This is a genomic window from Streptomyces sp. 2114.4 (assembly GCF_900187385.1).
In the GTDB taxonomy this organism is placed as follows: Bacteria; Actinomycetota; Actinomycetes; order Streptomycetales; family Streptomycetaceae; genus Streptomyces; species Streptomyces mooreae.
In genome coordinates this window covers 4,461,545-4,486,803 of sequence record NZ_FYEY01000001.1, presented here as the reverse complement: position 1 = coordinate 4,486,803, position 25,259 = coordinate 4,461,545, and the positions used below count along the sequence as shown (strand labels likewise).

19 protein-coding genes and 1 pseudogene are annotated in these 25,259 nt (G+C 71.9%); 4 read left to right on the top strand and 16 right to left on the bottom strand.

Annotated elements, in window-relative coordinates; all coding sequences use genetic code 11:
• Positions 1-165: 165 nt before the first annotated feature.
• Both tmk and topA read right to left on the bottom strand, forming a co-directional pair.
• On the bottom strand, positions 166-3,585 hold the full coding sequence (gene tmk, locus CFW40_RS19670; RefSeq protein WP_088799134.1) for a dTMP kinase: 3,420 nt from the start codon (positions 3,583-3,585) through the stop codon (positions 166-168).
• 179 nt (positions 3,586-3,764) lie between these two features.
• Complete coding sequence (gene topA / locus CFW40_RS19665; protein WP_088799133.1) at positions 3,765-6,656, bottom strand: type I DNA topoisomerase; 2,892 nt, start codon at positions 6,654-6,656, stop codon at positions 3,765-3,767.
• Positions 6,657-7,161: 505 nt separating this feature from the next.
• Between topA and CFW40_RS19660 the strand changes: the two genes are divergently transcribed.
• Together CFW40_RS19660 and CFW40_RS19655 are read left to right on the top strand one after the other, a co-directional pair.
• Positions 7,162-7,860, top strand: a complete 699-nt coding sequence (locus tag CFW40_RS19660) for a hypothetical protein (protein WP_088799132.1) — start codon at positions 7,162-7,164, stop codon at positions 7,858-7,860.
• The gene (locus CFW40_RS19655) at positions 7,857-8,297 is read left to right on the top strand and encodes a DUF2752 domain-containing protein (protein ID WP_088799131.1); all 441 of its coding nucleotides are present in this window, start codon (positions 7,857-7,859) and stop codon (positions 8,295-8,297) included. Before CFW40_RS19660 ends, CFW40_RS19655 begins: the two co-directional genes overlap by 4 nt.
• Positions 8,298-8,328: 31 nt before the next feature.
• On the opposite strand, the gene CFW40_RS19650 is transcribed toward CFW40_RS19655, so the two are convergent.
• The 7 genes from CFW40_RS19650 to bldG form a co-directional block, all read right to left on the bottom strand.
• On the bottom strand, positions 8,329-8,733 hold the full coding sequence (locus CFW40_RS19650; protein ID WP_088799130.1) for a hypothetical protein: 405 nt from the start codon (positions 8,731-8,733) through the stop codon (positions 8,329-8,331).
• A 220-nt stretch (positions 8,734-8,953) separates the two neighbouring features.
• A complete protein-coding gene (locus CFW40_RS19645) occupies positions 8,954-9,151 on the bottom strand; it encodes a hypothetical protein (protein WP_088799129.1) in 198 nt (65 codons plus the stop codon).
• 131 nt (positions 9,152-9,282) lie between these two features.
• Complete coding sequence (locus tag CFW40_RS19640) at positions 9,283-10,830, bottom strand: methyltransferase (protein ID WP_371127281.1); 1,548 nt, start codon at positions 10,828-10,830, stop codon at positions 9,283-9,285.
• A gap of 124 nt (positions 10,831-10,954) precedes the next feature.
• Entirely contained in the window at positions 10,955-11,539 is a 585-nt protein-coding gene (locus CFW40_RS19635; RefSeq protein ID WP_088799127.1) for a small secreted protein, read from the bottom strand.
• Between the two features lie 218 nt (positions 11,540-11,757).
• Positions 11,758-14,163: a sodium-translocating pyrophosphatase gene (locus CFW40_RS19630; RefSeq protein ID WP_088799126.1), complete on the bottom strand. Its 2,406-nt coding sequence runs from the start codon at positions 14,161-14,163 to the stop codon at positions 11,758-11,760.
• Positions 14,164-14,940: 777 nt separating this feature from the next.
• The gene (locus CFW40_RS19625) at positions 14,941-15,393 is read right to left on the bottom strand and encodes an ATP-binding protein (RefSeq protein WP_088799125.1); all 453 of its coding nucleotides are present in this window, start codon (positions 15,391-15,393) and stop codon (positions 14,941-14,943) included.
• A gap of 111 nt (positions 15,394-15,504) precedes the next feature.
• A complete protein-coding gene (gene bldG / locus CFW40_RS19620; protein WP_004571875.1) occupies positions 15,505-15,846 on the bottom strand; it encodes an anti-sigma factor antagonist BldG in 342 nt (113 codons plus the stop codon).
• 162 nt (positions 15,847-16,008) lie between these two features.
• Here bldG and CFW40_RS36245 point away from each other — a divergent pair, with 162 nt between their 5' ends.
• Positions 16,009-18,372, top strand: coding sequence for a DEAD/DEAH box helicase (locus CFW40_RS36245; RefSeq protein WP_256331379.1), 2,364 nt, complete (start codon positions 16,009-16,011; stop codon positions 18,370-18,372).
• Between the two features lie 117 nt (positions 18,373-18,489).
• On the opposite strand, the pseudogene CFW40_RS38715 reads toward CFW40_RS36245, so the two are convergent.
• The 7 genes and pseudogenes from CFW40_RS38715 to ssd form a co-directional block, all read right to left on the bottom strand.
• Positions 18,490-18,681, bottom strand: a pseudogene (locus CFW40_RS38715) (Rv3654c family TadE-like protein); the annotation flags it as partial.
• 55 nt (positions 18,682-18,736) lie between these two features.
• Positions 18,737-19,060, bottom strand: a complete 324-nt coding sequence (locus CFW40_RS19610; RefSeq protein WP_305523237.1) for a TadE family type IV pilus minor pilin — start codon at positions 19,058-19,060, stop codon at positions 18,737-18,739.
• A 106-nt stretch (positions 19,061-19,166) separates the two neighbouring features.
• The gene (locus tag CFW40_RS19605) at positions 19,167-19,373 is read right to left on the bottom strand and encodes a DUF4244 domain-containing protein (RefSeq protein ID WP_088799123.1); all 207 of its coding nucleotides are present in this window, start codon (positions 19,371-19,373) and stop codon (positions 19,167-19,169) included.
• Between the two features lie 122 nt (positions 19,374-19,495).
• Positions 19,496-20,338, bottom strand: coding sequence for a type II secretion system F family protein (locus CFW40_RS37165; protein ID WP_306427439.1), 843 nt, complete (start codon positions 20,336-20,338; stop codon positions 19,496-19,498).
• A 13-nt stretch (positions 20,339-20,351) separates the two neighbouring features.
• Complete coding sequence (locus tag CFW40_RS19595) at positions 20,352-21,272, bottom strand: type II secretion system F family protein (RefSeq protein WP_256331380.1); 921 nt, start codon at positions 21,270-21,272, stop codon at positions 20,352-20,354.
• A complete protein-coding gene (locus CFW40_RS19590; RefSeq protein ID WP_088799122.1) occupies positions 21,269-22,435 on the bottom strand; it encodes a TadA family conjugal transfer-associated ATPase in 1,167 nt (388 codons plus the stop codon). The genes CFW40_RS19595 and CFW40_RS19590 overlap by 4 nt, the downstream gene beginning before the upstream one ends.
• Positions 22,432-23,718: a septum site-determining protein Ssd gene (gene ssd / locus CFW40_RS19585; protein WP_088799121.1), complete on the bottom strand. Its 1,287-nt coding sequence runs from the start codon at positions 23,716-23,718 to the stop codon at positions 22,432-22,434. Before ssd ends, CFW40_RS19590 begins: the two co-directional genes overlap by 4 nt.
• 454 nt (positions 23,719-24,172) lie before the next feature.
• On the opposite strand from ssd, the gene CFW40_RS19580 reads away from it, so the two are divergent.
• Positions 24,173-25,081 (top strand): HAD family phosphatase, encoded by a 909-nt coding sequence (locus CFW40_RS19580; RefSeq protein WP_088799120.1) that lies wholly within the window; start codon positions 24,173-24,175, stop codon positions 25,079-25,081.
• Positions 25,082-25,259 lie beyond the last annotated feature (178 nt).

Below are 25,259 nucleotides of genomic sequence, written 5' to 3'. Positions count from 1 at the left end.
AATCCGGAAGCCGGGGCCGGTCGGCCGAAGGAGGACCGGAGCGGGGCCGAAGGGGGACCGCAGCGGCCGAAGCAAGCCCGTCCGGAAGCCGGAACCGGCCGTGGCCGCAGCTGTTGCGCTGCGGCCACGGCCGGTTCGTCCGGGCTTCTTCCGGGCTGCGCGAGGTCAGCCGCGCCGTCCCCGGCCGCCGCGACGGCCGTTGTCGTCCACACCGTCGTCCGCCTCGTCGTCGCCGCGCGGGCCGAGCAGTTCGTCGGCGAGCGTCGGCAGATCGTCCAGCGGGGTCTCCTCCGCCCATTCGGGGCGGGGGCGGCTGCGTTGCGGGGGCTCCACGGGGTGGCCGGTCGCCGGGTCGATCTGCGGGAGTTCGCGGGTGCGCTCGACGTGCGACTCGGCAGGGGCGGCGGAGTGTCCCGAGGCCGGACCGCTGCCCCCGTGCGCACCGTGACCGCCGTGCGCGGCGGGGGGCGTCTCCTTGCGGAACATCCACGGCGGGACGCGGTCGGCAGGGGCGTCGCCCCGGCCGTCCTCGCCCCGCGCGCCTTCGCCCCGCACGGGCGGCAGCACGGCGGTCTCCTCCGCGTCCGAACCGGCGCCACGGCCGCTCCAGGCGTCGCGCGTGTCGCGCACCGACGGCAGCACCGCCGTCTCGTCCGCCGCGCCGGCCTGCGGCGTCCCGGACTGCTGCGTCCCGGACTGCGGCCTCCCGGGCTGCGGCAGCGACTCCTCGGTCCGCTCCCCGTCCGGAACGGAAGCACCCGATCCGGAACCGGACGCACCAGAACCCGAAGAGTCCGAGTCGTCAGCCGCATCCTGCCCCAGCCGCTTCCGCAGATCCGCGACGTACGTCTCCGCGGTGGGCGCCTCGGCCGCCTCGGCCTCCTCAGCCGTCGCCCTGGCCTCCGCCGCGGCCGCCGCCTCGGCCGCCGCGATCCGGGCCTTTTCGGCGCGCAGCAGAGCGTCCTCGGCCTTGCGCTGCTTCTCCAGGCGGCGCTCCTCGGCCTCCTTGCGCAGCCGCGCCTCCTCCTCGTGCTGCTTGCGCAGCCGCTCCTGTTCGGCCTGGCGGGCCCGCTCCTCGGCCTCGCGCCGCTGCCGCTCCATCTCCGCGGCCTGGCGGGCCTCCTCAGCGCGCTTGCGGGCCTCTTCCGCCTGGCGGGCCTCCTCGCGCGCCCTGGCCTCCTCGGCCTCGCGGCGCTTGCGCTCCTCTTCCTCGGCGCGCAGCCTGGCAAGCTGCTCCTGGCGCTCGCGCTCCAGGCGCTCCTCCTCCGCCTTGCGCGCGGCCTCCTCCTCGGCCTTGCGGCGGGCCTCTTCCTCGGCCGCCTTACGGGCCTCGGCCTGCGCCGTGATCTCGGCCTCGGACAGCGGGAGCACCTGGTCGAGGCGGTGCCGTACGGCGGTGGTGACGGCTTCGGGCTCCTGCCCGGCGTCGACGACCAGATAGCGCGCGGGGTCGGCGGCGGCCAGGGTCAGGAAGCCGGCCCGCACCCGCTGGTGGAATTCGGCGGGCTCGGACTCCAGCCGGTCCGGTGCCTCGGTGAAGCGTTCCCGTGCGGTCTCCGGGGAGATGTCGAGCAGGACCGTCAGATGAGGGACGAGGCCGTCGGTGGCCCAGCGCGAGATCCGGGCGATCTCCGTGGGCGCGAGGTTGCGTCCGGCGCCCTGGTAGGCGACCGAGGAGTCGATGTACCGGTCGGTGATGACGATCGCGCCGCGCTCCAGGGCGGGGCGGATGACGCTGTCGACGTGCTCGGCCCGGTCGGCGGCGAACATCAGCGCCTCCGCACGGTCCGAGAGCCCGGAGGTCGAGACGTCGAGAATGATCGAGCGCAGTCGCTTGCCGATGGCGGTGGCGCCCGGCTCACGGGTCACCACGACCTCGTGGCCCTTGTGGCGGATCCACTCCGCAAGCGCCTCGACCTGGGTGGACTTGCCGGCCCCGTCGCCGCCTTCGAGGGCGAGGAAGAAGCCGGTGGGGGCGGGCGCCTGGGCCGGGTCGCCGCCGCGCAGCGCCTCGCGCAGATCACGCCGCAGCGGTACGCCCTGCCGGTCGTCGACCTTGCCGAGCACCAGGGCGGCGACCGGCAGCAGCAGCGCGCCGGCCAGCATCAGGGTGTAGGCGGCGCCGCCGTAGGCGAAGTTGAAGGTGCCGTCGCCGAGCTGATGCGGGCCGATGATCGCCGCGAGCAGCGGCGCGAGGATGGCGGCCAGCGCAACCGTCAGCCGTACGACGGCGTGCAGATGCTCGGTCGTACGGGCGGCACGGGATTCCTCGGTCTCCTGCTCCAGCAGCACATGGCCCGTATTGGCGGCGATACCGGCGCTGACGCCGGACAGCAGCGCGAGCACCAGCACCGTCGTCGGGTCCGGGACCAGCCCCATGGCCAGCAGCCCCAGGCCGGTGGCGGCCACCGCAAGAGCGAGCAGCCGGCGCCGGGAAAGGGCGGGCAGCACCCGGTGGGCGGCACGGATGCCGACGGCCGTACCGCCGGTCAGCGCGAGCACCAGCAGCGCGAAGGTGGCCGGGCCGCCGGCCAGGTCGTAGCCGTGCAGGACGGCGAGCGAGACGGCCGCGGCGATCGCCCCGGCCACCGCGGCGCAGGACGCCACCAGCAGCGGGAGCGCGCCCGTACGGCCCTTGTCGGCGCCCGCGCGGGCCGCGCCGTTCTCCGGCTTGTCGCCCTCGCCCGTCGCTCCGGCCTTCGTCCCCGTCGCCTTCGGGCGGCGCAGCCCCTCCAGAGGGGAGCGCGGCCGCGGCGTCGGCACTCCGGGGAGCTCGATGAAGTAGAGGATCGATACGGAGGCGGCGAACAGACCGGCGGCCACATACGAGCCGAGCGCGGCCTGGTGAAGGTGGAACCAGTCGATGCCGGTGCCCAGCAGCTTGCTGATGAGCGTGACGACCACCAGGACGGCCGCCGCGATCGGCAGCGAGACGAAGCCGGTGCGCAGCGAGAGGCGGCGCAGGGCGTCCATGTTGTCGGGGAGGGGGCGTACGGCGGAGCCCTCGGGGGGCGGTGCGGGCAGCAGCCCGGGTGCGGCGCTCTCGCGCGCGACGGTCCAGAAGCGTTCGGCGACACCGGTGACGAAGACCGTGACCAGCAGCCAGGCCAGTGCGTCGTCCGGCGTCCAGTCGATCCAGAGGGGTGCGATGACCAGCAGCGCGAGCCGCAGCACATCCGCGCCGATCATGGTCCAGCGCCGGTCCAGCGGCCCGCCGGACGAGGTTCCCCCCGCGCGCGCGGCGGGTGAGGTCATCGCCGACAGCGGGCCCAGCAGGACGGCCCCGAAGAGCAGCATCGCCAGCATCCGGGCCGCGAAGACCACGGTGACCGCAAGGGCTGCTCCCCGATAGCCGCCGCCGAAGACGGGCTCGCCGCCCAACGGGACGTACAACGCCGCCTGCAGGGCGAGGAGTACGAGGACAAGCATGGACAGGGCATCGCCGATGCCCCCGACAAACTGGGCGCTCCACAATCGCTTCAGTGGGGGGAAGCGGAGCAGGGCTCGCACGGCGCGCTCGCGGGAATCCGCCGCTAGGGCGCCTGATGTGGGGGTCACGACCGTTGGCTGCTCGGCACGCGTCATCCCGCCAGCCTAGCGGGACGGGGCACGCCGCCGAGCGCCCACCCGAACAAATGGGCGGGCACAACGGAACGCATCCGTTGTACCCGCCCATGTCCTGCGCTTTTACCGGCGCGGCCGTGCCGGAAGCGGCGCGCCCGCGGCCCTCCGCTTTACCGGCGCGGCCGGAAGTGGCGCGGGCCTCAGTCCTCCGCCGGCGCCGCCGCCGTCTTCTTCGCCGCCGCCGTCTTGGCGGTGGCCTTCTTGGCGGTCGTCTTCTTCGCCGTGGCGGTCTTCGCCGCGGTGGTCTTCTTCGCCGTGGTCTTCTTGGCGGCCGTCTTCTTCGCGGCCGTCTTCTTGGCCGGCGCCTTCTTGGCCGCCTTCTTCGCGGTCTTCTTCGCCGGCCCCTTGGCGCGCTTCTCCGCCAGCAGCTCGTAGCCCCGCTCGGCGGTGACCGTCTCGACGTCGTCGTCCCGCCGCAGCGTCGCGTTGGTCTCGCCATCGGTGACATACGCACCGAAGCGGCCGTCCTTGACCACCACCGGCTTGCCGCTCACCGGGTCCGTGCCCAGCTCCTTCAGCGGCGGCTTGGCGGCGGCCCGCCCGCGCTGCTTGGGCTGTGCGTAGATCGCCAGCGCCTCGTCGGTCGTGATCGTGAAGAGCTGTTCCTCGCTCTCCAGGGAGCGCGAGTCGGTGCCCTTCTTCAGATACGGGCCGTAGCGGCCGTTCTGCGCGGTGATCTCCACGCCCTCGGGGTCCTTGCCGACGACGCGCGGCAGCGACATCAGCTTGAGCGCGTCCGCCAGGGTCACGGTGTCCAGGGACATCGACTTGAAGAGCGAGGCGGTGCGCGGCTTGACCGCGTTCTTGCCGGTCTTCGGGGTGCCCTCGGGCAGGATCTCGGTGACGTACGGGCCGTAGCGGCCGTCCTTGGCGACGATCTGGCGGCCGGACTCCGGGTCCATGCCGAGCTCGAAGTCGCCGCTCGGCTTGGCGAGCAGCTCCTCCGCGTACTCCACGGTCAGCTCGTCGGGCGCCAGGTCGTCGGGGACATCGGCGCGCTGATGTCCCTCGGCGTCCTTCTCCCCGCGCTCGACGTACGGGCCGTAGCGGCCGACCCGCAGCTTGATGTCGTCGCTGACGGGGAAGGACGAGATCTCCCGGGCGTCGATGGCGCCCAGGTCCTCGACCAGCTCCTTCAGACCGCCGAGGTGGTCGCCGTCGCCGTTCCCGGCGTCCGAGGCGGCTCCCGCGGCATCGCCCTCGCCGAAGTAGAAGCGCCGCAGCCACGGCACGGACTGCGCCTCACCACGGGCGATGCGGTCGAGGTCGTCCTCCATCTTGGCGGTGAAGCCGTAGTCGACCAGCCGGCCGAAGTGCTTCTCCAGGAGGTTGACCACCGCGAAGGAGAGGAAGGACGGGACGAGCGCGGTGCCCTTCTTGAAGACATAGCCGCGGTCGAGGATGGTGCCGATGATCGAGGCGTACGTCGAGGGGCGGCCGATCTCGCGCTCTTCCAGCTCCTTGACCAGCGTGGCCTCGGTGTAGCGGGCGGGCGGCTTGGTGGCGTGCCCGTCGGCGGTGATCTCCTGCGCGGCGAGCGCATCGCCCTCGGCGACCTGCGGCAGCCGGCGCTCGCGGTCGTCGAGCTCGGCGTTGGGGTCGTCGGCGCCTTCCACATAGGCCTTGAGGAAGCCGTGGAAGGTGATGGTCTTGCCGGACGCGCTGAACTCGGCGTCCCGGCCGTCGGCGGCCCGGCCACCGATCTTGACGGTGACGGAGTTACCGGTCGCGTCCTTCATCTGGGAAGCGACGGTCCGCTTCCAGATGAGCTCGTAGAGCTTGAACTGGTCGCCGGTCAGACCGGTCTCGGCCGGGGTGCGGAAGCGGTCGCCGGAGGGGCGGATCGCCTCGTGCGCCTCCTGGGCGTTCTTGACCTTGCCGGCGTAGGTGCGCGGCGTGTCCGGCAGGTAGTTCGCGCCGTACAGGTGCGTCACCTGCGCCCGGGCCGCGGCGACCGCGGTGTCCGAGAGCGTGGTGGAGTCCGTACGCATATAGGTGATGAAGCCGTTCTCGTACAGCTTCTGCGCCACCTGCATCGTCGCCTTGGCGCCGAAGCCGAGCTTGCGGCTGGCCTCCTGCTGGAGGGTGGTCGTCCGGAACGGGGCGTACGGCGAGCGGCGGTAGGGCTTGGACTCGACCGAGCGCACCGCGAAGTCGGTGTTCTCCAGGGCGGTGGCGAGCGCGCGGGCGTTCGCCTCGTCCAGATGGAGGACGTCGTTCTTGAGCTGCCCGTTGGGACCGAAGTCACGGCCCTGGGCAATACGGCGGCCGTCGACGGTGCTCAGGCGGGCGGTCAGCACCGACGGGTCACCGGCTCCCCCAGCCTCGGCTTCGCTCGCCCGGGGGGACCCCCATCCGGCCCGGCCGGTGGCGAAGGTGCCGGTGAGGTCCCAGTACTCGGCGGAGCGGAAGGCGATGCGCTCGCGCTCCCGCTCGACGACGAGCCGGGTCGCGACGGACTGCACCCGGCCGGCCGACAGCCGGGGCATGACCTTCTTCCACAGGACCGGCGAGACCTCGTAGCCGTAGAGGCGGTCGAGGATCCGGCGGGTCTCCTGGGCGTCGACCAGCTTCTGGTTCAGGTCGCGCGGATTGGCGACGGCCTCACGGATCGCGTCCTTGGTGATCTCGTGGAAGACCATCCGGTGGACGGGGACCTTGGGCTTCAGGATCTCTTGGAGGTGCCAGGCGATGGCCTCGCCCTCGCGGTCCTCATCTGTGGCGAGGTAGAGCTCGTCGGATTCGGCCAGCAGCTCCTTGAGCTTCTTGACCTGGTCCTTCTTGTCACTGTTGACGACGTAGATCGGCTGGAAGTCGGCGTCGACATTCACGCCGAGGCGGGCCCAGGGCTCGCCCTTGTACTTCGCCGGGACCTCTGCGGCGCCGTTGGGCAGGTCGCGGATGTGTCCGACGCTCGCCTCGACCACGTAGCCAGGGCCGAGGTAGCCCTTGATCGTCTTCGCCTTGGCAGGCGACTCGACGATGACGAGTCGGCGGCCGCCGCCGTCTGTGGTCTCGCTGGTCGGGGACAACTTCGCTCTTCTCTCCGGTCGACGCTGGAATGCCCCCCGGCCGGACGCCGGGGGCGCTATGCGGTGACGCTTGACGCTGCGGAGTGTGACGGTACCTCCCGGCCCCGTGTCAAACGGAAAAACCCCGCAACGCCACTCGAACGGTAACCCGACTACATGCCTTCATGCCGCCCGGACCGCTTCGGGCGCTCACTACGGGCCCGGGGCGCGCCTTGTGGATCACGGTGGCCCCGTACGGCTCCCCGGCGCCCACCTCGGACGTTCCCCGTGCGGCGCGGCTCCGGCACCCTCGGTGATGTCACACAGTGACGAATCCCGGCCGTCCGCCACCCGCCCGCAGGCGCACGCCGCACCGTCCGCAGGACCGACGACTGTCACAGGGCGGCGCCGGTTGTCGTCATTGCCTTGATACAGCACGTAAGCGGGCTGGCAGGATGGAAACGGCACGGCTCGCCGTTCGAGCCGCGTACTGCCGTCATCACGCACCCTCGGGGGGACCTCACCCATGGCGAACCAGTACCCCGGACCGCCGCCGGACCAGCCGCCCGGTCAGGCCGGCCAGTCCGGTCAGTCCGGTCAGTCCGGCCAGAACCCTTACGCCAAGCCGGACGGCCCTCAGCCCGCCGACACCGGTTACGGCAACCCGCAGGGCGGCCGCCCCGGGGAGCCCGGATACGGCTATCCGCAGGCCGGCTCGCCGCCGCAGCCAGCTGCGCAGCCCCAGGCCCAGCCCGGGTACGGCTACCCGAGCGACGTCCCGGCGCCGCCCGCGCCCGGATTCCCGCCCGGCACTCCACCGCAGCCGGCGCCCGGGGGGTTCCCGGGCGGCCCCGGCGGGTTCCAGGCCGGGACCCAGCCCGGCGGGATGGTGCTGTCGCTCGGCGACATCGCGGTGACCGGCGACACGATCATGACGCCGGCCGGGCCGATGCCGCTCAGGGGCGCGGTCTGGACGGCGACCGATATGTCGCGCACGGAGGAGAAGATGCCGACGCACGCGGTCGTGCTCGCCATCGTTTTCTTCTTCTTCTGCCTGCTCGGCCTGCTCTTCCTGCTGATGAAGGAGCGGGTGACCACCGGCTTCGTGCAGGTCACGGTGAACAGCGGAGGCCGGCACCACTCCACGATGATCCCGGTGCAGTCCCGCGAGCAGGTGATGTTCGTCCTCAACCAGGTCAACTACGCCAGGTCGCTGAGCGTGTGAGCCCCGACACGCCGTGGGGTCCTGCCGAGCCCTCGGGACCCAGCGCGAAATCGGTCCGGGCGCGCACCGTCCGCCAGGCGTCGATCGCCCTCGGCGCCGGGGCGGCGGCCGCCGTCTATCTCTGGCACACCGATCCGCACCAGCCGGGGCAGCTGCTGCTCCCCTGCCCGTTCAAATGGGCCACCGGGCTGCTGTGCCCGCTGTGCGGCGGGACACGGATGGCGTACGACCTGATGCACGGCGATGTCGTGCGGGCGTTCCACGACAACGCGCTGCTGCTCACACTGGCCGGCCCGGCCGTGGCGTACGCCGTCGGGCGCTGGCTGGTCGCCGGGATCGGCGGGCGGGTCTACCGGCCACGCTTCCAGGCCCGCGGCAACGCCGTGGTGCTCGGCATTGCCGCGGTGTGGATGATCGCCCGCAACCTTGTCGGTTAGGGGACGCCCGGCGTCAGCGGGCCAACCGGTGTCAGCGGACGGTGACCTGGACCACCGGGGAGACGGTGCTGCCGGCTGCCATACGGAGCTGGTTGACGCCCTTGATGCCGAGCTTGACCCGTACCGAGTACGTGCCGCCGGCGTTCACCGGCGTCTGTGCGGGCAGCGAGACCCACTTCGTGCCCTGCTTCTGCTGGACGGTGACCTTGGTGCCGGCCTTGATGCCCTTGGCGGTGCCGGAGATCCGGAACTCCTGCCAGGCGTTGACGGTGGAGACGCTGGCCTTGGCCGTCAGTGCGGCCGCGGCCGGGGCGGTGGCCACGACCGGCGTGGGCGAGTGGAGGTCCTGCGGCGCGGCGAAGGCCGCGGCCGAGCCGCCGGCGAGCAGGGAAACGGCGATGGTGCCGACGGCGGCGTAGCGGAGTGCACGGTTCATTTTGGTTCCTCACTGAAGGGTCGTGAGCGTGCCGGTCGTTGCTGACCTTCACTGAGGAACATGGCCAACGGCCCGGAAAAGTTCCCGTGTACCACCACACATCGGCCATCCGTCACAGAACTGGCGTGAAGTGACCGTAGCCCCACGCAACGGCAGTTGGCGGGGCGCCATCTCCTGGCGGCGGGACGACGCAGGGACAACAGGCCCCGGCACCCCACGGCTACAACGCGGCCAGCAACCAGCAGCCCGTGGCCAGGAACGCCACCCCGAACAGCAGCGCCGTCACCGCGGCGAACGGCCGGCTGACGCCCTCGGCGACCGGGGCACCGGTGCGTGCGCAGACGCCCGTCCACACCAGCAGTCCGGCGCCGAACAGTGCGAACGCCGCTCCGGCGAACACCTCGGGTCCACTCTCCATGCGGGCAGCCTGGCACTCCAGGACGGCATCCCGGCGAACGCCGGATGAACTGCTCCCGCTCGCCGTGTGCCTCTCCCGCCCCGCTCCCCCGCATCCCCCTTCCTCTCCGATTCCCCCGTCGCTCTCCCCTGTCAGCCGCCCGCGGCCACCGGCTCCAGGAACCCCTGCTCGACCAGCATCCGGATCGAGGCCGGCGTACGGTCCCGCAGCAGAACCGGGTCTTCGCCGACGAGTTGGGCAATGGCGTCCAGAATCCGCCCGGCCGGGAGGGAGCCGTCACACACCCCGGCGAAGCCCGCGCCGACCGTGTCCACCTTCGTCGCCCGCCGCATACCGCGGTTCTGACGCAGCACCACGTGCTCGGGGTCCTCCGCCCCGGGCAGCCCCACCTGCTCCTGCACCACCTCGTCGGCGAGCCGGAAGTGGCCGGCGAGCAGCGCCGCATCGTCCGTGGCCCGCAGGTAGTCCTGGCGGTCGAAGTGGCGTACGACCGACTCCCCCAGCGGCTGTTCCACCGGATGCGGCCATTCCTCGACCGTGATGGACGGGGAATCCGACCCGGACTTGCGCAGCGTGATCCAGCCGAAGCCGATGGCCTTGGTCTTGCGTGCCTCGAACTCGTCGAGCCAGGCGTCGTACCGCGCGGCGTACGCCTCGTCCCCGGCCCGGTGGTCGCCCGCGTCACGCAGCCACAGTTCGGCGTACTGGGTGATGTCCTGCACCTCGCGCTGCACGATCCAGGCGTCGCAGCCGGCCGGCACCCAGGAGCGCAGCCGGTCGTGCCACTCCTCGCCCGCCACATGCTGCCAATTGGCCAGCAGCTGGCAGTACCCGCCGTCGTTGAGATGCGCGGCGGACTGCTGGACGAGCGTCCGGCACAGGTCGTCGCCGCCCATGCCGCCGTCGCGGTAAGTGAGCCGGGCGCCCGGCGAGATCACGAACGGCGGGTTGGAAACGATCAGGTCGTACGTCTCGTCACCCACGGGCTCGAACAGCGAGCCCTCCCGCAGATCCGCCGGCCCCGCCCCGGAGAGCGCCAGGGTCAGCGCGGCGATCCGCAGCGCCCGGGGGTTGAGGTCGGTGCCCGTGACGCGGGTGGCGTGCTGAGCGGCGTGCAGTGCCTGGATGCCGGAGCCCGTGCCGAGATCGAGGGCCTTGGCGACCGGCCTGCGCACCGTGATCCCCGCGAGGGTCGTGGAGGCACCGCCGACACCGAGCACCAGCTCTGAGCGGTCCGCTTCCCCGGCACCCCGGATGCCGCCGGCGCCACCGACCGCACAGCCCAGGTCGGAGACGATCCACCAGTCCTGCCCTTCGGGGCCGCCATAGGGACGCACGTCCACACTGGCGCGCAGCTCGTCGCCGTCCTGCACCAGCCAGCCGTCGGCGAGGCAGTCCGCGACCGGCAGCGCGGCCCGCGCCCGCCGCGGCTCCACCGGCCGCTGCAGCAGGAACAGCCGCACCAGGGTCTCCAACGGGCTGTCGCCGCGCGTCGCCCGCAGGGCGGGGACGGTCTCGCTGCGCGCCAGCGCGGCATAGGCCGGCCCGCCGAGCAGATCCAGCAGCCCGTCGGCGGTGAAGGAGGCGGCCAGCAACGCCTCGCGCAGCCGGGCGGTGCGGGCGGTGCTCTCGGGGTCCTGGACATCGGCGGTGGGGAGGTGCGTACTCACATCCACCATTGTCGGCCCTGCCGCTGACAATCGGCGACGGCCCGGCGCCACACCCTTCTCGGGCGCGTCGCCGGGCCGTACGGAGCCGCTGCGGTGGACGTTCGCCGCAGGCTCCGCGCTGCTCCCAGGACTTCTAGGACTTCTTGGACTGCGTGGGTGCCGGGGAGCCGGACGCGGCCGGGTTCTGGCAGCCCTTCTGGGCGGCCATCGCCGTGCCGACCTCGCCGGACTCCAGGTTCTTGAAGGCCGCCTCGCTCTGCTTGTTCAGCTTGTTGATGCCGCTGGAGAGTTCGCGCAGCCCGTCCGCGAACTTCAGCTTGTCCGAGGTGTCGAGCTTGTTGACCTGCTTCTGGAGGTCCGCATAGCCCTTGGAGAGCGAGTTCAGCTCCTTGACGGCGTTCTGCTGTGCCTGCTTGCCCTGGTCGGTGGGCGGCGGCCCGGCCTTCTCCAGAGACGTGGCCAGCGAGGCGTAGGCCTGGGAAATCTTCTGGAAGGCCGCCGAGTCCGTCTGCTGGACCTTCTTGGAGTCGGTGCTGCCGTTGTCGGCCGTCTGCATGGCGCCGTTGGCGTCCTGGATCTTCTTGAACTGAGCCTGCGCGGGGTCGCAGAAACTCTTCGCCCAGTCATTGAGCTTCTTGTTGCTGTCGTCGCTGCAGCCGGTCAGCGCGAGCACCAGTGCCGCACCGCCGGACAGTGCAGCCACAAGCTTCTTGTTCACCGGATTGGTCCCTTCCATGGCTCTCGGCCCCGGAACATACACGTCCAAACGGCCTTGGCCACCGGTCGGGCATCCCGCCCTGCCCTCATTGCAGCCATTTGCACCAAGGACCGCAGGGCCACCCGAGCACGCGTAAGGCGGGTGGACGGCGTCTGCAAAATACGCCGTCCACCCGCCCAGTTGAGCGGTCAGCGGGCCCTTCCGGAGGTGCCTTCCGGCTAGGACGCCACCGCCGTCTCGGCCGACTTGGCGATGCTTTCCGGGTCTTCGGAGTTGTCTTCGTCACCCACGGCGATTCCGCGCCGCTTGGAGACGTACACCGCACCGACGATGACGGCGATCGCCAGTACGGAGACGACGAGGCGAACGCCGATGCTCTTGTCCTGGCCGTATGAGAACTTCACCACAGCGGGCGCGATCAGCAGCGCCACCAGGTTCATGACCTTCAGCAGCGGGTTGATCGCCGGGCCCGCGGTGTCCTTGAACGGGTCACCCACGGTGTCGCCGATGACCGTCGCGGCATGCGCCTCACTGCCCTTGCCGCCGTGGTGGCCGTCCTCGACGAGCTTCTTGGCGTTGTCCCATGCGCCACCGGAGTTGGCGAGGAAGACCGCCATCAGCGTGCCGGTGCCGATCGCACCCGCCAGGAACGAGCCGAGCGCGCCGACGCCGAGCGAGAAGCCGACCGCGATCGGGGTGAGCACGGCCAGCAGCCCGGGGGTGGCCAGCTCACGCAGCGCGTCCTTGGTGCAGATGTCAACGACCCGCCCGTACTCGGGCTGCTCGGTGTAGTCCATGATGCCGGGGCGCTCGCGGAACTGCCGCCGCACCTCGAAGACCACCGCTCCCGCCGACCGCGACACCGCGTTGATCGCCAGCCCGGAGAACAGGAAGACAACCGAGGCGCCGAGGATCAGCCCGACCAGGTTGTTGGGCTGCGAGATGTCCAGACTGAGCCCCATCCCGCCGGCGGCGTTGCCGATGTCCCGTACAGCGGTGGCGATCGCGTCCCGGTACGAGCCGAAGAGCGCGGCCGCGGCCAGTACGGCGGTCGCGATGGCGATGCCCTTGGTGATGGCCTTGGTGGTGTTGCCGACCGCGTCCAGGTCGGTCAGCACCTGCGCGCCGTCACCGGTGACATCGCCGGACATCTCGGCGATGCCCTGCGCGTTGTCGGAGACCGGTCCGAAGGTGTCCATCGCCACGATCACGCCGACGGTGGTCAGCAGACCGGTGCCGGCCAGCGCCACCGCGAACAGCGCCAGGATGATGGAGGCGCCGCCCAGCAGGTACGCCCCGTAGACGGCCAGGCCGATCAGCACCGCCGAGTAGACCGCCGACTCCAGGCCGATCGAGATACCGGAGAGGATGACGGTGGCCGGGCCGGTCAGTGAGGTCTTTCCGATGTCCCTGACGGGCCGCCGGCTGGTCTCGGTGAAGTAGCCGGTCAACTGCTGGATCAGCGCGGCCAGCACGATGCCGATGGCGACCGCCACCAGCGCCAGCATCCGCGGATCGCCGCTGCGGCCCAGCACCTCGGGGTCGGTGACACCGGTCAGGTCCTGATAGCTGGACGGCAGGTAGGTGAACACCGCGACGGCCACCAGCACCAGCGAGATGCCCGCGGAGATGAAGAAGCCGCGGTTGATCGCCGTCATACCGCTGCGGTCGCTGCGCCGGGGCGCGACGACGAAGATGCCGATCATCGCGGTGAGCACCCCGATGGCCGGGACCAGCAGCGGGAAGGCCAGCCCGGCGTCACCGAAGGCGGCCATCCCCAGGATGAGGGCGGCGACCAGGGTCACCGCGTACGACTCGAAGAGGTCGGCGGCCATACCGGCGCAGTCACCGACGTTGTCGCCCACGTTGTCCGCGATGGTCGCGGCGTTGCGCGGGTCGTCCTCGGGGATGCCCTGCTCGACCTTGCCGACGAGGTCGGCGCCGACGTCCGCGGCCTTGGTGAAGATGCCGCCGCCGACCCTCATGAACATCGCGATCAGCGCGGCGCCGAGACCGAAGCCCTCCAGCACCTTGGGCGCGTCGACCGCGTACACGAGCACCACGCAGGACGCGCCGAGCAGGCCCAGCCCCACGGTGAACATGCCGACGACGCCCCCGGTACGGAATGCGATCTTCATCGCCTTGTGGGAGACCGCCGTAAGATCCTTTTTCTCGGTATCGCCCTCGGCCGGAGTGGCTTCCCGTGCGGCCGCGGCGACGCGCACATTGCTGCGCACGGCGAGCCACATCCCGATATAGCCGGTGGCCGCCGAGAATCCGGCGCCGATCAAGAAGAAGGCGCTGCGTCCGGCGCGCTGCGTCCAATTGTCCGCGGGCAGCAGCATGAGCAGGAAGAACACCACGACGGCAAATACGCCGAGCGTCCGCAACTGCCGTGCCAGGTAGGCATTTGCGCCTTCCTGCACGGCCGCCGCGATCTTCTTCATACTGTCGGTTCCCTCACCGGCCGCGAGCACTTGGCGGACCAGCACCGCCGCGACAGCCAGCGCCGCCAGGGCGACCACGGCGATCACCAGCACGATGCCGCGGTTACCCGCCGTGAGCGACGGTCCGGCCAGAAAAGTGGGGGTGTCAAGCAACTGAGGGGTGTAAGGCCCCGCCATTCGTCCTCCTTGACGTTTGGCACATGGGCGCGCGGAAGCACGCTCAGGCGTCCTGAGCAAGATGTGGACGGATTGTAGGGAGCCGCGGTTGATCAAAACAGTACGCGTCAAAGGGAATTCGCCGATAGCAGCGAAGATCAAAAGGCTGCCGCCACACGGAATTCGCCCGGACGAAGGAAAGGCGCAAATTCACTGACCGCCGCCCGATGATCTCTCTGTCGTATTGATCGTCCATGGGGGGCAAACTGATCGCCGCTGCTCACGGACGCCACCCCGGAACCCGGGACGACGGAGGCCGGCGTGACCCCGGGGAGAATTGATCCGCCCGGCTTCGGCCGAACGGGTGACCCGCGGCGCGCGGGACGCATCCCGGCGCCCGGTGAGGCCACGTCAGATCGAGTCCGGATCGCAACGCACGAGGACGCATCGAGAGGCCGCATCGAGAGGCCGCGGTGAGAGGCCGCTGAGGGGCCACGGGAAGGGGCCGGAGTCCGGAGCGACGGGCTGGAGCGAGGGGCTGCCGGACGAGGGGGCGCGGAGCCCCGCTCAGGCACGCCCGGTCAGCGCACGACCGACCACGGAGGGCCGGCAGAGAAGGCGCGGGCGGCAGGGGGTGCGCGGGGCAGCAGGGGCGCACACCAAGCGACAGGGCGAGCACAGGCAGCAGGCAGCAGGCAGCAGGCAGCAGGCAGCAGGCAGCAGGCAGCAACGATGGGTACCCCCACCGGCTACGGACTGAGTCCGGGGTCAGGGCATTCGCCGGGCTGGGCCCAGTCGCTACGGCACCACCACGGCCGTCGTGGTGGGCCAGGTCATGCGGATCAGCCCGCCGTCCTTGCCGGCGGTCACCTCGACGTCGTCGACGAGCCCGCTGATCACCGCGAGGCCCATTTCGTCCTCGCCCTCGGCGTCGCTCTCCGCGGCGCCCTCGGCCTCGCCGCCGCCACGCGCCCCGGCCGTACCGGAGTCGCCGGAGACGCCGGAGACGCCGTCGCCGACCTCGATCGAGAACTTCTTCTCGTCCTCGATCAGCAGGACGCGCACGGGCTCCGCGATGTCATGGCTCTCGTGCAGCCCCACGGCTCGGCTGCAGGCCTCACCGACGGCTAGCCGCACCTCGTCCAGCACGGCCTCGTCCACCCCGGCGCGCCGTGCCACGGCAGCCGCGACCAGACGCGCGGTGCGGACGTGCTCGGGAAGGGCGCTGAAGCGAAGTTCGACGGTGGCCATGCCATCCCCCTCGTTTTGCGGGCGTGCGACGTAGGGGGCCGGACACCGTGTCCGGAACCCCCCACTGCTTCCTCCCCCCGCGCCCGGTGGCGCGGGGGACCGGCAAAACCGTCAGTCAGTGGCTGCGACGGCTTCGTCGACCGAGGTGTGAATGGGAAACACCTTGGTCAGTCCGGTGATTCGGAAGATTTTGAGAATGCGCTCCTGGTTGCAGACCAGGCGCAGCGAGCCCTCATGGGCACGCACCCGCTTGAGTCCGCCGACCAGCACGCCGAGCCCAGTGGAGTCGAGGAAGTCGACACGTTCCATGTCCACCACGAGGTGGTAGCTTCCGTCGTTCACAAGCTCGACCAGCTGCTCCCGCAGCTTGGGCGCGGTGTATACATCAATCTCGCCACCGACCTCGACGACCGTACGGTCGCCAACGGTCCGGGTCGACAGGGACAGGTCCACGGATCCTCCAGCACCTTGCTATCGAGCGGTCGCCCCCCTGGGGCCTCCCCACCGAAGGTAGGGGCGGATCTGGCAGCCGCGATGGCATTCAATCACTTACCGGCAGGCGTGCACGACGCCCTTTAGGCATTGTCCGTCACTCCGGTGACACACTCGGTGCCGATGGCCTCCAATCCAGTCCCGCCGGATGCGGGCGCGCGCCCTTCCCCAGGCATGATTCTCGAACGTCTCGCCCGGGGCGCGACCCGCGCTGCGCGCATCACTCATACGGAGCACTTGCCCCCGCGCATCGGCAGCCATGCCGACTGGCCGGAACAGATCCGGCCGGAAGTGATCGATGCCATCCGTTCGGCCGGAATCGATCGTCCCTGGGCCCACCAGGCACGGACATCCGAACACGCACTGCGCGGCGAATCGGTCGTCGTCGCCACCGGCACCGCCTCGGGGAAGTCCCTGGCGTATCTGGCGCCGGTCCTCTCCACGCTCCTGGACGGCTCCGAGGCGCCGAACGGAAGGGGCGCCACGGCCCTGTATCTGGCCCCCACGAAGGCACTGGCGGCCGATCAGCGGCGTGCCGTGCGCGAGCTGGCCGCTCCCCTGGGGACGGCCGTGCGGCCCGCGGTCTACGACGGCGACACCCCCGTCGAGGAGCGCGAATGGGTCCGCCAGTACGGCAACTACGTCCTGACCAACCCCGACATGCTGCACCGCGGCATCCTGCCGGCCCACCCCCGCTGGTCCTCCTTCCTGCGCGCGCTGCGCTATGTCGTCATCGATGAATGCCACAGCTACCGCGGCGTCTTCGGCTCGCATGTCGCGCAGGTCATCCGCCGGCTGCGCCGCGTCTGCGCGCGGTACGGCTCCGAGCCGGTCTTCCTGCTCGCCTCCGCCACGGCCGCGAAGCCGGCCGAGGCCGCGACCCGGCTCACGGGCCTCCCCGTGGTGGAAATCACCGAGGACACCTCGCCGCGCGGCGAGTTGGTCTTCGCGCTGTGGGAGCCGCCGCTCACCGAACTCCATGGCGAGCAGGGCGCCCCGGTCCGCCGGACCGCCACGGCCGAGACCGCGGACCTGCTCACCGACCTCGCCGTCCAGGGCGTACGCACCGTCGCCTTCGTCCGCTCCCGGCGCGGCGCCGAGCTGATCGCCCTGATCGCCCAGGAACGGCTCGCGGAGGTGGACCGCTCGCTGCCCGGGCGGGTCGCCGCGTACCGGGGCGGGTATCTGCCCGAGGAGCGCCGTGCCCTGGAACGCGCGCTGCACAGCGGCGATCTCCTCGGTCTGGCCGCCACCACCGCGCTCGAACTGGGCGTGGACGTCTCCGGGCTGGATGCCGTGGTCATCGCCGGCTATCCGGGCACCCGGGCGTCGCTGTGGCAGCAGGCGGGCCGGGCGGGCCGCTCCGGGCAGGGCGCCCTCGCCGTGCTCGTGGCCCGCGACGACCCGCTGGACACCTACCTCGTGCACCACCCCGAGGCGCTGTTCGACCAGCCCGTGGAGTCCACCGTCCTCGACCCCGACAACCCGTACGTGCTCGCCCCGCATCTGTGCGCGGCCGCGTCCGAACTCCCGCTCACCGAAGCCGATTTCGCGCTCTTCGGGCCCGCGGCCGCCGGACTGATGCCGCAGCTGGAGGCCGCGAACCTGCTGCGCCGGCGAGCCAGGGCCTGGCACTGGACGCGCCGCGAGCGGGCCGCCGACCTCACCGACATCCGCGGCCAGGGCGGCTCGCCGGTGCAGGTCGTGGAGGAGGGCACCGGACGGCTGCTGGGCACCGTGGACGCCGCCGCCGCGCACACCGCCGTCCACGACGGCGCGGTCCACCTTCACCAGGGCCGTACCTATGTCGTCCGGCACCTCGACCTGGCCGACAGCGTGGCGCTCGTCGAAGAGGCCCACCCGCCCTATTCCACGACCGCCCGCGACACCACCGCCATCGCCGTCCTCGAGACCGACACCGAGATCCCGTGGGGGGACGGCCGGCTGTGCTTCGGATCCGTGGAGGTCACCAATCAGGTCGTCTCCTTCCTGCGCCGCAAACTGATCACCGGCGAGGTCCTGGGCGAGACCAAGCTCGATCTGCCGCCCCGTACGCTGCGCACCCGTGCGGTGTGGTGGACGGTCACCGAGGACCAGCTCGACGCCGCCCGCGTCAATCCCGAGCAGCTGGGCGGCGCGCTGCACGCCGCGGAACACGCCTCCATCGGCATGCTGCCGCTCTTCGCGACCTGTGACCGCTGGGACATCGGCGGCGTCTCCGTGCCGCTTCACCCGGACACCCTGCTGCCGACCGTTTTCGTCTACGACGGCCATCCCGGCGGCGCCGGATTCGCCGAGCGCGCCTTCCACACGGCCGCCGACTGGCTCACCGCCACCCGTGACGCCATCGCCGCCTGCGAATGCGAGGCCGGCTGCCCTTCCTGCATCCAGTCCCCGAAGTGCGGCAACGGCAACGACCCGCTCCACAAGCGGGGAGCCATCCGATTGCTGGGCGAGCTGTTGCGGGGCGTGCCGGAGCAGGCCTAGGGGGCGGGCGCGGGCAGCGGCTCCGGCTCGGGCCCGCGCCGGGTCGCTGTGCCCCGGCGGGCCGGCCCGGGCCCGCACCCGGGAGGTGAACGGGCTGCGGCCCGCCTCGGCACAGACGTCGGCGACCGACCCGGCCAGCGCACAGCGCACCAGGCGGGTGTGCTGCGCGGCTGCCACCCGGTGGGCCGCGGCGCAGGCCTCGGCGGGCCCCTGCCGGGCGTGATCCGCGGCGGCCAGCGCCGCCAGGTCCGCGGCACCGCCCGCGCGGTGCCGCGCCGTGACCGCCTGGCCCACTCCGATCAGGGCCACGAAGACCGCGCAGAGCGCCGCCACCGCGAAGACCGTCCAGACCGTCGCCGAGCCCTCATCGCCGCACCGTCTCCTCCGCAAGAGCCACCGCCTCCCCGCCGACCTTCACGGTGAGTTGACCCACGCCGGGCAGCTCGGCCTCGACCCGTACCCGCACCAGATCGCCCTCCCGTGCCAGCGCGACCCGCGCGCCCCTCGGAGCCGCGCCCCGCGCCGACGAGAGCACCGCCGCCCGCGGTTCCGACCGCGCAGCGGCCCGTGCCCCGGCCCGCGCGGCATCCACGCACTCGATACGGGCGCAGACCGCCATCAGCCCCCAGATGAGCGCGGCCACCACCGCCACCAGTACGGGCAGGACCACGGCGGTCTCCGCCGTCACAAACCCGGCGTCACGAGGGCCCCGCGGGACGCCCCCGGCCGTGGGACCCGGGCCTCGGTGGCACGAGGCCCTGGGGCACGGGGCCCGGAGGCACGGATACCGGCTGTCAGAACTGGACATTGATCGCCCGCTCCAGCACCGACTGGAGCAGCGCCTTCACCGGCCCGCTCGTCACCACCTTGTAGAGCACCGCCGCCAGGGCGCACGCCGCAAGCGTCCCCACGGCGTACTCCGCCGTGGTCATCCCCCGGTCGTCGGCCCCGAGCGCACGCAGCTCCGCCCACCACCGTCGAAAACTTCCACACCGAAACATTCCATCCCCCTTTGCACGGCCTCTGCATGAATGGCCTTTGATACGTGGCTTCTGATGTGCGACCTCGGAGGTGCGCTCTTCCCGCTCTTCCCGCCGGGTCTCGAACTCGTCTCTCCTGCCGCTCAGTTACGCCCCAGGAGGCCGCCGGCCAGCCCGATCAGCACCGGCACGACTCCGAGTGCCAAAAACGCGGGCAGGAAGCACGCCGACAGGGGCAGAGTGACCAGCACCCCGGCCCGCCGGGCCCGTGCGGTCGCCGCTCGGGCCTGCTCCGCACGGAGTTCGGCGGCGACCCGGGAGGCCGACTCGACGGCCGGCACCCCGGATATCCCGGCGCGCTCCATACAGCGCGCCAGCCCTTCGGCGCCGGGAAGAGCCGCCAGCCGAGGCCATACGACCGCGGGTTCACCGCCCAGGCGCAGTTCCGCCGCCACCTGGCGCAGCCGCTCGGCAACCGGCCCGTCGAGCGACCTGCCCACCGACTCGGCCGACTCCCGCGGCCCGGCTCCCGCCGCGAGGCAGGCGGCCAGCAGGTCGCCGGCCGGTGCCAGCTCCGCCCGTACCTCCGCATCCGCCGACCGGGCCGCGTCCGTGTTCCGTTGCCGCGCCAGCCTGCGATGCGCCCCGTATCCCACGGCGAGTCCCGCCAGGACGCCCGTGACGCCACCGATGAGAATGACCATGAATGCGGCCGCTCCGAGAGGCCCGGCCCACTCCTTCAGCAGGCCGTTTCGCGGGGTGCCGTCCTCCATGCTCGACGTTCGGCTCCGGAGCCGGAGCCGGGCGAACTGCTTGTGCGGGGTGCCGGGCTCGCCGTACCGGCCGGGCCCGGCGCCCCACATCTCCGAGACCCGCTTCCGTACGGCACGCCCACGGCGCGCCTCCCGCACCAGGGCCACGGCGCACAGCACCACCGCCATCACGGCAACCGCCATCCCCACCCTGTGGACAACTTCCGCGCTCACTCCGATCCCCTCCCTACGCGTCTTCCGCAGCAGCGACGATCCGGGCCGTCCAGGCCACTCCGCACCACTCCAGGAGCCCGCCGACCGCCAGGCAGCCCCACCCGGCCGGGGTGTGCAGCAGCACCCGCAGCGGGTCGGCGCCGAGTGCGCTGCCCATCAGGAGCCCGCCCGCCGGCAGCAGTGCGAGCATCAGCGCGGTGGCCCGCGGGCCCGCCAACTGCGCGCGCAGATCGTCGCGTTGATCCCTCTGGGCTCTGAGTCCTGCCGCGATCCGCTCCAGACCCGAGGCCAATCCTGCGCCGCCCTCCACCGCCACCTGCCAGCACGCGGCCATCCCGGCCAGTCCCCCGGCCCCCGGCAACCGGGCCGCCGCCCGTAGCTCCCGGGGCACGTCCCCGCCGTACCGCGCGGCCGCCATCACCGCCGAGCCGGCCGCACCGAGTCCCGGGGCGCCCGCAGCCAGCAGGGCCTGGGCGGGCTGCCGTCCGGCCCGCAGCTCGCCCGCCACCGCCGCACACAGCCCGATCACCGCGGCAGAGCGCCCTCCCCGTGCATGCGCCGCTCCGCGGGCGGTCAGCCAGCGGCGGACAAGGAAGAAGGCGACCACGGATGCGAGCACCGGGAGGACCGATCTGCCCGTCACCGCCGGCACCAGCCCCGCCGGCAGACACCAGATTTCCCGCCCGCAGTCCCCCCAGCGACCGAAGCTCCAGCGCCGCCCCGCTTCCCCCTCGACCAACCGCCCCGCGCACCACTTCCGCACCCCCTCACCCCGCAGCCAGGCCCGCCACCCCACTTCCGGATCCGCCTCTCCGACGCCCCCGAACAGCGCCCGGGCCCGTTGCCGTACGTCGCCCCGACGGCTGCTGACCAGCCGGCCCGCCCCCACCACCCAGAGCACCGCGGCCACCGGCGTCATACCGACCACGCTCATCGGGCTCCGCCCTCGCTCCGCTCACACAGCCGCAGCAACCGCTCCCAGCCCCGCGCCTCCTGGAAGCCGTCGGGGCCCCAGACGGCAGCCGGCACGGTCACCACGAATCCGTCGCGGCCCCGCTCCAGGACATGGAGTTCGGCGATCCGGCGGCGGCCGGTCCGATCGCGCACCAGATGCAGGACGACGGAGAGTGCGGCGGCCAGCTGGCTGTGCAGCGCGGCGCGGTCCAGGCCCGCCGCCGAACCAAGGGCCTCCAGGCGCGCGGGGACGTCGCATGCCGCATTGGCATGGACCGTGCCGCAGCCACCCTCGTGGCCCGTATTGAGCGCCGCCAGCAGGTCCGTGACCTCGGCACCGCGCACCTCCCCCACCACCAGCCGGTCCGGACGCATCCGCAGTGCCTGCCGTACGAGGTCGCGCAGCGTCACCCGCCCGATGCCTTCCTGGTTGGCCGGCCGGCTCTCCAGCCGCACCACATGGGGGTGGTCCGGCCGCAGCTCCGCCGAGTCCTCGGCCAGGACGATCCGCTCGGCCGGGCCGACCAGCCCGAGCAGCGTGCTGAGCAATGTGGTCTTTCCCGATCCCGTACCGCCGCTGATGAGAAAAGACAGCCGGGCCGCCAGCACAGCCGCGAGCAGCCGGTCGCCGCCCGGCGGAACCGTGCCGGCCGCCACCAGTTCCGCAAGGGAGAAGGCCCGCGGCCGCAGCACCCGTAACGACAGACAGGTCCCGCCGACCGCCACCGGGGGCAGCACCGCATGCAGCCGGGTGCCGTCCGGCAGCCGGGCGTCCACCCATGGCCGGGCATCGTCCAGCCGCCGCCCGGCAACCGCCGCCAGTCTCTGGGCGAGCCTGCGCACCTCTGCCGCGTCCCGGAAACGCACGCCGGTACGCTCCAGCCCACTGCCGCGGTCCACCCATACCTCGTCCGGCGCGGTGACCAGGACGTCCGTGACATCGGGCGCGGCCAGCAGGGGTTCCAGCGGCCCGCTGCCCACCATTTCGGACCGCAACGCGGCCACCACGCCCAGCACTTCGGCATCCCCGAGGAGCCGCCCCTGCTCGCGCAGCGCCACCGCCACCCGGGCGGGCGTGGGCTCCGCCCCGGCCTCGGCGAGCCGTCTGCGCACCACCTCCAGCAAGTCCTGGCCCTGGCTCATGACCATTCCCCGTCCCGGCCGGCTGCACGGGACCCCATGGGCTCGGCCACCGGCCACGACACCGCACCGGGCCTCGACCCCGCCCCGGCCACCTGGCCACCGCCCGGCTCCGGCTCCGGCCCCGGACCGCTGCCGGGCCGGACCCCCGGCGGCCCGGCGGCTCCCGCCCCGCCGCCTTCGCTGCCGCTCTCCGTCACGCGCCCCCAGAACCCCGCGCAGAATCGCGCCAGCGGTCCGCGCACCTGCGCCCCCGGTGGCACGCCACGCGCCAGATCCGCCACCAGGCTTGCCTCCCAGGCCACTTCACCGGCGAGTGGCAGCTCCATGAGGCGGGCGATCTCGTCCGGCGGCAGTCCGTGCCCATGGCGTCCGGGAGTCCCGCGCGCCACCACCCGCAGATCGCCGAGGACCTTCTGCACCCCCGACACCACCCGTTGGGCCGCCGCTACCGCGCGCAGTTCCGTAGGGATGAGCAGCAGGGCCATGTCCACCTGCCCGAGGGCTTCCGCGGCCGCCTCGTCGACCCTGCGCGGCAGGTCCACCACCACGACGCCGCCACGCCGCCGGGCCGCGGCCATGACCGCGCGCATGGCCGGGGGCGGGATGGTGACCTCGCCTCCCCGGTCCCAGCTGAGGACCCGCAAGGCATGCAGCCGCGGCAGCGACTCCGCCAGTGCGCCGCAGGCCACCCGGCCGCGCGATTCGGCGAAGGCGGGCCAGCGCAGGCCCTTCTCCTTCTCCCCGCCGAGCAGGACGTCCAGTCCGCCGCCCAGGGGGTCTCCGTCAACGAGCAGGGTGCGCCGCCCCGTCCGGGCCGCGGTGACGGCCAGCGCGCCGGCCAGGGTGCTGGCTCCGGCGCCGCCGCAGCCGCCGATGACTCCGACCGTCAGGGCCGGGGGCCCGACGCCTTCGACCGCGTCGGCGATCCGGTCGGCCAGCCAGCGCTCGCCGTCGGGGAGAGCGAGGACGCGCTCGGCCCCGAGGGCGACGGCTTGGCGCCAGAGATCCGGGTCGTCCGCATCGCCGCCCGTGAGGATGACTCCCGCGCGCCGTGCGCAGCCGAGCATCCGGGGCGCGCAGTCACCGCCGACGATCACCAGGGGCGGCGCTTCCCAGTCCGCTCTGCGGGCCGGGAGGCCATGTGCCACTTCGGGCAGCGCACCGGCCGCGGCACACAGCCGCAGAAGATCGTCGAGGAGCCTTTCGTCCTCGGTGATGATCAATGGTCCGCCCCGCTCTCCGCCGGTCCGGACCGATCCATTCGATGGCGTGGTTTCGGCCACGTTCCGTCCCCCTGTCGCTACGCAACTCGCACATCCGCGAACTCGCGACTTTTACGATGCAGCGATCGGGAAAATCTTGTGGATCTTGAGCCGAAATTGTGGACAACTCCAGGGCTGTGTATATCCCCGTCACCTATTCCAGCGACGAACGGCTACTTCTGGGACTCACGGGACTCTCCCCGGAGCAGCACGCCGACTACGGTGTGTAAGGGAATGCTTGCGTCGAGGGTGCCGACGGCCCACAGGCAAGGGCTGGAGCGGGTCGGCGTCCGGCCGCCGAAAATGCGTCCGGACATGCGACGACCCCCGCCGGGGGGAGAGCGGGGGTCGTCCCCACGGCCGACTCGGGGGGGGAGGAGTCGGACCGGGTTAGCACGGTCGCGAACGATCCGTGACTTCCATGGTGTACCCGAGAGCCTTCTCAGGCAAACCCACGCGCCACACCTTACGCCGAATGGTGGGCGCCTATGCTCGCCCCGTGGAAAACCACTCCGTGCCTCACTCGACTCCCCGTACTGCCGCGTTCTTCGACTTGGACAAGACCGTCATTGCAAAGTCGAGCACGCTGACCTTCAGCAAGTCCTTCTACCAAGGCGGCCTGATCAATCGGCGGGCCGTACTGCGCACTGCGTACGCCCAGTTCGTGTTCCTGGCGGGCGGCGCCGACCACGATCAGATGGAGCGTATGCGGGAATACCTCTCCTCACTGTGCCGCGGCTGGGACGTCGCGCAGGTGCGGGAGATCGTCGCCGAGACGCTGCACGATCTGATCGACCCCATCATTTACGACGAGGCGGCCTCGCTCATCGAGGAACATCACGCCGCCGGACGGGATGTCGTGATCGTCTCCACTTCCGGCGCCGAAGTCGTCGAACCGATCGGTGAACTCCTGGGCGCGGACCGGGTGGTGGCCACCCGTATGGTCGTCGGCGAGGACGGTCGCTTCACCGGTGAGGTGGAGTATTACGCCTACGGCCCGACCAAGGCGGAGGCCGTGAGGGAACTCGCCGCATCCGAGGGCTACGACCTCGAGCGCTGCTACGCGTACAGCGATTCGGCGACCGATGTGCCGATGCTCTCGGCGGTCGGTCATCCGTACGCGGTCAACCCGGACCGGGCACTGCGCCGTGAGGCGATCGCGCGCGGTTGGCCGGTTCTCTCCTTCAATCGCCCGGTCCCGCTCAAGCAGCGACTCCCGACGCTGACGATGCCCTCCCGGCCGGCGCTCGCCGTCATGGCGGCGGTGGGGGCGGCCATGGCCACCGCGACGCTGGTCTGGTACACGAGCCGGCGGAAATCCACAAAGCCACGGCTCGGCCTTATCGGCCGCACCGGTCGCACCGCCCGCAATGCCCGCGTTTGAAGCCAAACGTAAAGATCTGCAGGTGGGGGTTCCGCTTGTCCGGCCCGAGGAGTACAAAGGACTTAACGGCCCGCGAGACCAAGGACATCCGAGAGGAACACCTTTAACGCAGGAAGTGGCCCACGGACCGATGCATGAATGCCGAGCACCCACGCGACGCCGACCCGTCGATTACGGG